Below are 6,526 nucleotides of genomic sequence, written 5' to 3'. Positions count from 1 at the left end.
GCCACAAAATGCTCCAGGCCAGATGGAACAACGACTTCCTTCTCCGCGCCCTCGCCCATATGCGATAGCCCTACCCGCAAGCGGGAGAGGTGAAGCTTGTAGCCCGGGTGGAGCGGAACGCGTAACCCGGGACAGTTGTCGCCGGATTGTGAGCGGTCCCGGGTTACGCTTCGCTCCACCCGGGCTACGGGTTCGATCGTAGGGAGAGAGCTCGCTCTAGTAGCGCTTGCTGCCAGGAGCAGCGGGTTCCGTCGCCGTGCCTTTGTGTGCTCCGGCTCCGGCGCCGGCACCCACCGTGCCCTTGGCGCCGGGCTTTGCGCCGGTCTTTCCGGTCGGAGCCGCCGTCTGCGCGTTCATCTCCTCATCGCCGCTACCCGTCATTCCGCCCGGCGCCACGCTCCTTTCCTGCGCGCCGCCGCGGATCGCGCCGCCGGTGGCGGCGCCTTGTGCAAGGACAGGGCCGACAAGTGCGGCCGAGAGGGCAAACGCGATCAGGGAAGTTTTCGCTAGCTTCATCCATTGCTCCTGGACTTTGTTCGTGCGGGAAGGTTCGGCGGTTCCATGCGCCGCCTGCTGCGCCGGTCTCCCCTTCACGCGGATTGAACGTGTCGCAAACGACGCGTGCGCCATGCAATCTGCGTCGTGTGGAGATCGTGCAGGGATTTCGCGGCAATTTCGCGAAATTGCGCTTCACATATGCGGCGGCGTGACGTGGTTTGGCCGGCACGATTTTCCTAGCTGCTCATCGACGCGTTTTGTTCTGCGGTGAAACAGCCCGCTACTACCACCGCCTTTCGCGCGCGACCTAGAGTTACCGCGTACAGGCGGTGAGGTGGATGAGAAGGCTACGCGCGACGGCAGCAATCGGACTCGGATGTTGCAGTGCGTTGCTCGCGACGATCGCGGCTGCGCAGATGCCATTGCCTGCCGCCAAGCCGCCCGATGGTGCTGCGCTGTTCAAGCAGCAATGCGCGACCTGCCACACCACGAACCTCACCGATCCGGTCCGCCAGGGCCCGCCACTGTTCAAGGTCGTCGGCCGTGTCGCGGGCAAGGCCGATGGCTTTCACTATTCACCCGGCTTCGCGCAAGCCGATTTCGTCTGGGACGACGCCAGGCTCGACGCCTGGCTCACCAACCCGCAGGCGATGATCCCCGGCTCCATCATGGCCTATCGCCAAGCCAAACCGGAGACCCGCGCCGCCATCATCGCCTATTTGAAGGAGCTCAACTGAATGGCAAAACCCGTTCACTCGATGATCCGCGTGCTCGACGAGGCGAAGTCGCTCGATTTCTACGCGCGCGCCTTCGGCCTTGAGGTCGCCGATCATCTCAAGTTCGACGATTTCGCGCTGATCTACCTGCGCCACCCCTCCTCGCCGTTCGAGGTCGAGCTGACAGTCAATTTCGACCGCAAGGAGCCCTATTCGCTCGGCGACGGCTACGGCCATCTCGCTGTGATCGTCGACGATGTCGACGCCGAGCATGCGCGGTTCGAGCGGGAAAAGCTCGTGCCGGGACCGCTGCGCGATTTCAAGCATAACGGCAAGTCGCTGGCGCGCTTCTTCTTCGTCACCGATCCCGACGGCTACAAGATCGAGGTGATCCAGCGCGGCGGCCGTTTTGGCTAGAGCATAATCTGGAACGAAGAAATACGACCAATCAACAATGACAAAACATTCCACGGAGGAAACCCATGAGAGAAGTCGATCGTCGAAGCAAATATGATCGCCGCGTCTTCCTGAAGGGCGCGGCAACGGCGGTACCGACCGTCGCTATCGCCACCAGCACGGGCCTCACCATCAGCGATGCCTGGGCCGATGACGCCACCACGCTGACGCCGGCGACATTGAAGACGCTGGTGAAGATGGCGCGCGACATCTATCCGCACGATTTCCTGGGTGACAGTTATTACATCGTCGCGGTCAAGCCGTGGGACGGCAAGGCGGCCAAGGATCCCGCGATCAAGTCGCTGATCAATGACGGCGTTGTCAGGCTCGACCAGGAGGCCAACGACCGACACAAGGTGCCTTATGTGCAGGTGCCCTGGGAAGCCGATCGCGTGGTGCTGTTGCAGCGGATCGAAGAGACCGCGTTCTTCCAGAAGATCCGCGGTGACCTCGTTGTCTCCCTCTACAACCAGAAAGAGGTCTGGCCGAAGTTCGGCTATGAGGGCTCGTCCGCCGAATATGGCGGCTACCTCAAGCGCGGCTTCGCCGACATCGACTGGCTCCCGAAGGCATAAGCCAACCAACGCTCTGGGAGGATCACAATGGCAAAATTCGATCTCAATGACAGTGGCGTGGTGGTGATCGTGGGCTCCGGCGCGGGCGGTGGAACGCTCGGCAACGAGCTGGCGCAGAAGGGCGTCAAGGTCGTCATCCTCGAAGCCGGACCGCGCATCGAGAACCAGGACTTCGTCAACGACGAATGGGACAGCTTCGCCCAGCTCGCCTGGTCGGACATGCGCACGACCTCGGGAAGCTGGCGCGTCGCCAAGGACTTTCCGAACCTGCCGGCATGGATCGTGAAGGCGGTCGGCGGCTCGACCACGCATTGGGCCGGCGCGTCGCTGCGCTTCGACGAACATGAGTTCAAGGTCAAGAGCACCTATGGCGGCATCCCCGGCGCCAATCTCTTGGACTGGCCGATCACGCTCGCGGAGATGGAGCCGTATTACGCCAAGGCCGAGAACAAGATGGGCGTGACGCGGACCAACGGCATTCCGGGCCTGCCCGGCAACAACAATTTCAAGGTGCTGGAGGCCGGCGCCAGAAAGCTCGGCTACAAGACCGTGCACACCGGCAACATGGCGATCAACAGCGAACCGCGTGACGGCCGCGGCTCCTGCCAGCAGATCGGTTTCTGCTTCCAGGGCTGCAAGTCGGGCGCGAAATGGTCGACGCTCTACACCGAAATCCCGAAGGGCGAGGCCACCGGCAATCTCGAAGTGCGCCCGGGCAGCATGGTGATCAAGATCGAGCACGATCAATCCGGCAAGGTGACCGGCGTGGTCTATGCCGACGCAAACGGCGCGATGCAGCGCCAGAAGGCCCGCGTGGTCGCGGTCGCCGGCAATTCGATCGAGAGCCCGCGGCTGCTGCTCAACAGCGCATCGACCATGTTCCCGGACGGGCTCGCCAACTCCTCCGGCCAGGTCGGCCGCAATTACATGCGGCACATGACCGGCAGCGTGTATGCGACCTTCGAGAAATCGGTGCACATGTATCGCGGCACCACGATGGCCGGCATCATTCGCGACGAGGCCAAGAACGATCCCTCACGCGGCTTCGTCGGGGGCTATGAGATGGAGACGCTGTCGCTTGGCTTGCCCTTCATGGCTGCCTTCCTCAGTCCCGGCGCATGGGGACGCCCGTTCACCAGTGCGATGGAAGGCTATCCGCGGATGGCCGGCATGTGGCTGGTCGGCGAGGACATGGCGCAGGAGACCAACCGTGTCACGCTTGATCCGAAGGCGAAGGACAAGTTCGGCATGCCGGTCGCGAGCGTGCATTTCGACGATCATCCGAACGATCTCGCGATGCGCGCCCATGCCTACAAGCAGGGTGCCGCGGTCTACGAGGCGGTCGGCGCCACCGTCACCTATCCGACGCCGCCCTACCCGAGCACGCATAATCTCGGCACCAACCGGATGAGCGAGAAGGCGAAAGATGGCGTGGTGAACAAGTTCGGCCAGACCCACGACATCAAGAACCTGTTCATCTCGGATGGCAGCCAGTTCACGAGCGGGGCAGCCTGCAACCCGACGCTGACAATCGTGTCGCTGGCGATCCGGCAAGCCGACCACATCGCCGGCGCAATGCAGCGGAAGGAGATTTAGGATCTGATGCTAGCCACGCGCTCGCTTCGCCTCTCCCGCTTGCGGGGGAGGCCGACGCGCGAAGCGCGGCGGGTGGGGGCTCTCTCCCCACGGATAGTCCCATCGCGGAGACACCCTCACCCCAGCCCTCTCCCGCAAGCGGGAGAGGGAGCTACAACGCCTGCACCCGCAGCGCCGTAGCCCGGGTGGAGCGCCAGCGTAACCCGGGACCGCCGGTCGATGTTGATGCAGGCGTCCCGGGTTGCGCGTTCCGCTCCGCCCGGGCTACGAGGGAGCCTACTCGGCCGCGTCGAGAATGGCGGGCCTGTCGCGCAACTCCGGCGACGCGGCGCTCTTGGAACGATAGATCAGGCAGGAGCAGCGCAGCAGCGAGGCGAAATTACTGACCTCGCCGTGATGGTCGAGAACCTCGTTGTGCAGCGTGGTGAGGAATTTCGCCAGACTCATCCCCTCCTTCGCCGCGATCTCCTCCAGCGTGTCCCAGAACGCCAGTTCCAGCCGGATCGAGGTGCAATGGCCGCCAAGTCGCAGCGATCTGGTCTGCGATTCGTAGTCGCGTTGCGGCTGATGGGCGAACAGATAACACATGGAATTCTCCCGCCAGATTATAATTTTTCTAAACGATATACCCGACCGCACAACCCGACAATCCTGCGCTGCACAGCGGGCGTCCCGCGAATGCCAGTGCCTTCAAGATGATAGGCAGGTCCCATCCCCAGGGCCGCGTGGATTTCCGGACCCGAACGCATGCATTTGTTGCGGCGCCCGCCTAGAATGGGTTGATCCTCGAATCGATGCCACGCACGCCATGCCCGTCCGCCAGCTTCCCGAACAGGTCGTCAATCGCATCGCCGCCGGCGAGGTGGTCGAACGCCCCGCGAGCGTGGTCAAGGAACTGGTGGAGAATGCGATCGATGCCGGTGCGAGCCGCATCGATATCTTCACCGATGGCGGCGGGCGGCGGCGGATCGGGATCACCGATGACGGCGGTGGTATGACGCGCGCCGACCTCGCGCTTGCGGTCGACCGCCACGCCACGTCAAAACTCGATGACGAGGACCTGCTGCGGATCCGGACGCTCGGGTTCCGCGGCGAGGCGCTGCCCTCGATCGGCGCGGTGGCAAAGCTCAACATCGTGACGCGACATGCGAGCGAACCGCACGCGTGGTCGCTTTCGGTCGAAGCCGGCGTGAAATCGGAGGTCATGCCCGCGGCGCTCGGCCAGGGCACCCGCGTCGAGGTCGGCGATCTCTTCTACGCGACGCCGGCGCGGCTGAAATTCCTCAAGACCGACCGCACCGAAGCGGAAGCGATCCGCGAGGTGGTGCGGCGGCTCGCAATGGCGCGGCCCGACATCGCCTTCACGCTCGCCGGCGAGGAGCGCGCGCCGGTCACCTGGGCCGCGGCACTGCCCGGCGCGCCCGGCCAGCTGACGCGGCTCGGCGATATCTTGGGGAGCGATTTCCGCGGATGCGCGATCGAGGTCCGCGCCGAACGCGAGGGCGTCGTGGTCGAAGGCTTTGCCGCCGCGCCGTCGCTGACGCGGGCGAACGCGCTCGGCCAATATCTGTTCGTCAACGGCCGCCCGGTGCGGGACAAGCTGATCCTGGGCGCGGTGCGCGCGGCCTATGCCGATTACCTGCCGCGCGATCGCCATCCGGTGGTGGCGCTGTTCGTCACGCTGCCGCCGCAGGAAGTCGACGCCAATGTGCATCCGGCCAAGACCGAGGTGCGTTTCCGCAATGCCGGCCTGGTCCGCGCCCTGATCGTGCATGCGCTCAAAGAGGGGCTGGCGCGCGAGGGACGGCGCACCGCGGCAAATACCGATGGCGCGGCGCTCTCCGCCTTCCGTCCCTCCTTCGCGGCCCCGCGCCCGACCAACTGGGACTGGCGCCGCTCGCCGGCTTTTCCCGTGCGGCCGTTGCCTTCATTCGACGGCGTGGCCGCAAGCGCGTTGGCCGAGCCTGGCCAGGCTGCCTTCGACGTCGGCGCGCCGACCGCCGATGTCCGCTTCGAGGCGCAGCCCGCGGCCGACCTGCTCGATCGCCCGCTTGGCGCGGCGCGCACCCAGATCCACGAAACCTACATCGTCTCGCAGACCCGCGACGGACTCATCGTGGTGGATCAGCACGCCGCCCATGAGCGCATCGTCTATGAGAAATTGAAGGCGTCGCTGGCCAAGAACGGCGTGCAACGGCAGATTTTGCTGATTCCTGAAATCGTGGAGCTCGATGAATCCACCGTCGAGAAACTGCTCGATCGCGCCGAAGAGCTTGCCAGTTACGGGCTCGCGATCGAATCCTTCGGTCCCGGGGCGGTTGCGGTTCGGGAGACGCCGTCGCTGCTCGGCAAGGCCAATGCGGCCGGGCTCTTGCGCGATCTCGCCGAGCACATGGCCGAATGGGACGAGGCGCTCCCGCTCGAGCGGCGCCTGATGCATGTCGCCGCCACCATGGCCTGCCACGGCTCGGTGCGCGCTGGACGCCGCCTCAAGCCGGAAGAGATGAACGCGCTGTTGCGCGAGATGGAAGACACGCCGAACTCGGGCCAGTGCAACCACGGCCGCCCGACCTATGTGGAATTGAAGCTGTCGGATATCGAGAAGCTGTTCGGGCGGCGGTGAGGCGCGCGGGCTGCGTAGGGTGGGCAAAGCGTAGCGTGCCCACCATCAAGCACTCCGCTCGC

Annotated in this window: 7 protein-coding genes; 5 read left to right on the top strand and 2 right to left on the bottom strand. The window is 64.8% G+C overall.

The features are described from left to right. Nucleotides 1–216: 216 nt before the first annotated feature. Nucleotides 217–516, bottom strand: a complete 300-nt coding sequence (locus AAFX91_RS16780) for a hypothetical protein (protein ID WP_394567176.1) — start codon at nucleotides 514–516, stop codon at nucleotides 217–219. A gap of 398 nt (nucleotides 517–914) precedes the next feature. Here AAFX91_RS16780 and AAFX91_RS16775 point away from each other — a divergent pair, with 398 nt between their 5' ends. From AAFX91_RS16775 to AAFX91_RS16760, 4 genes are all read left to right on the top strand, one after another. After that, nucleotides 915–1,235 (top strand): cytochrome c family protein, encoded by a 321-nt coding sequence (locus AAFX91_RS16775; protein WP_165421577.1) that lies wholly within the window; start codon nucleotides 915–917, stop codon nucleotides 1,233–1,235. Continuing rightward, nucleotides 1,236–1,631 (top strand): VOC family protein, encoded by a 396-nt coding sequence (locus AAFX91_RS16770; protein WP_394567175.1) that lies wholly within the window; start codon nucleotides 1,236–1,238, stop codon nucleotides 1,629–1,631. 65 nt (nucleotides 1,632–1,696) lie between these two features. Next, on the top strand, nucleotides 1,697–2,245 hold the full coding sequence (locus AAFX91_RS16765; protein WP_130584168.1) for a gluconate 2-dehydrogenase subunit 3 family protein: 549 nt from the start codon (nucleotides 1,697–1,699) through the stop codon (nucleotides 2,243–2,245). Between the two features lie 27 nt (nucleotides 2,246–2,272). Beyond that, nucleotides 2,273–3,841, top strand: coding sequence for a GMC family oxidoreductase (locus tag AAFX91_RS16760; RefSeq protein ID WP_394567174.1), 1,569 nt, complete (start codon nucleotides 2,273–2,275; stop codon nucleotides 3,839–3,841). A 276-nt stretch (nucleotides 3,842–4,117) separates the two neighbouring features. Here the strand turns inward: AAFX91_RS16760 and AAFX91_RS16755 are convergent, their stop codons facing one another. After that, the gene (locus AAFX91_RS16755; RefSeq protein ID WP_394567173.1) at nucleotides 4,118–4,429 is read right to left on the bottom strand and encodes a ribbon-helix-helix domain-containing protein; all 312 of its coding nucleotides are present in this window, start codon (nucleotides 4,427–4,429) and stop codon (nucleotides 4,118–4,120) included. A gap of 220 nt (nucleotides 4,430–4,649) precedes the next feature. On the opposite strand from AAFX91_RS16755, the gene mutL reads away from it, so the two are divergent. After that, nucleotides 4,650–6,464, top strand: a complete 1,815-nt coding sequence (gene mutL / locus AAFX91_RS16750) for a DNA mismatch repair endonuclease MutL (RefSeq protein ID WP_394567172.1) — start codon at nucleotides 4,650–4,652, stop codon at nucleotides 6,462–6,464. The last annotated feature ends 62 nt before the right edge of the window (nucleotides 6,465–6,526 follow it).

This window comes from Bradyrhizobium sp. 31Argb (assembly GCF_043638955.1).
Classification (GTDB): domain Bacteria; phylum Pseudomonadota; class Alphaproteobacteria; order Rhizobiales; family Xanthobacteraceae; genus Bradyrhizobium.
This window is presented reverse-complemented; position numbering and strand designations above follow the sequence as displayed.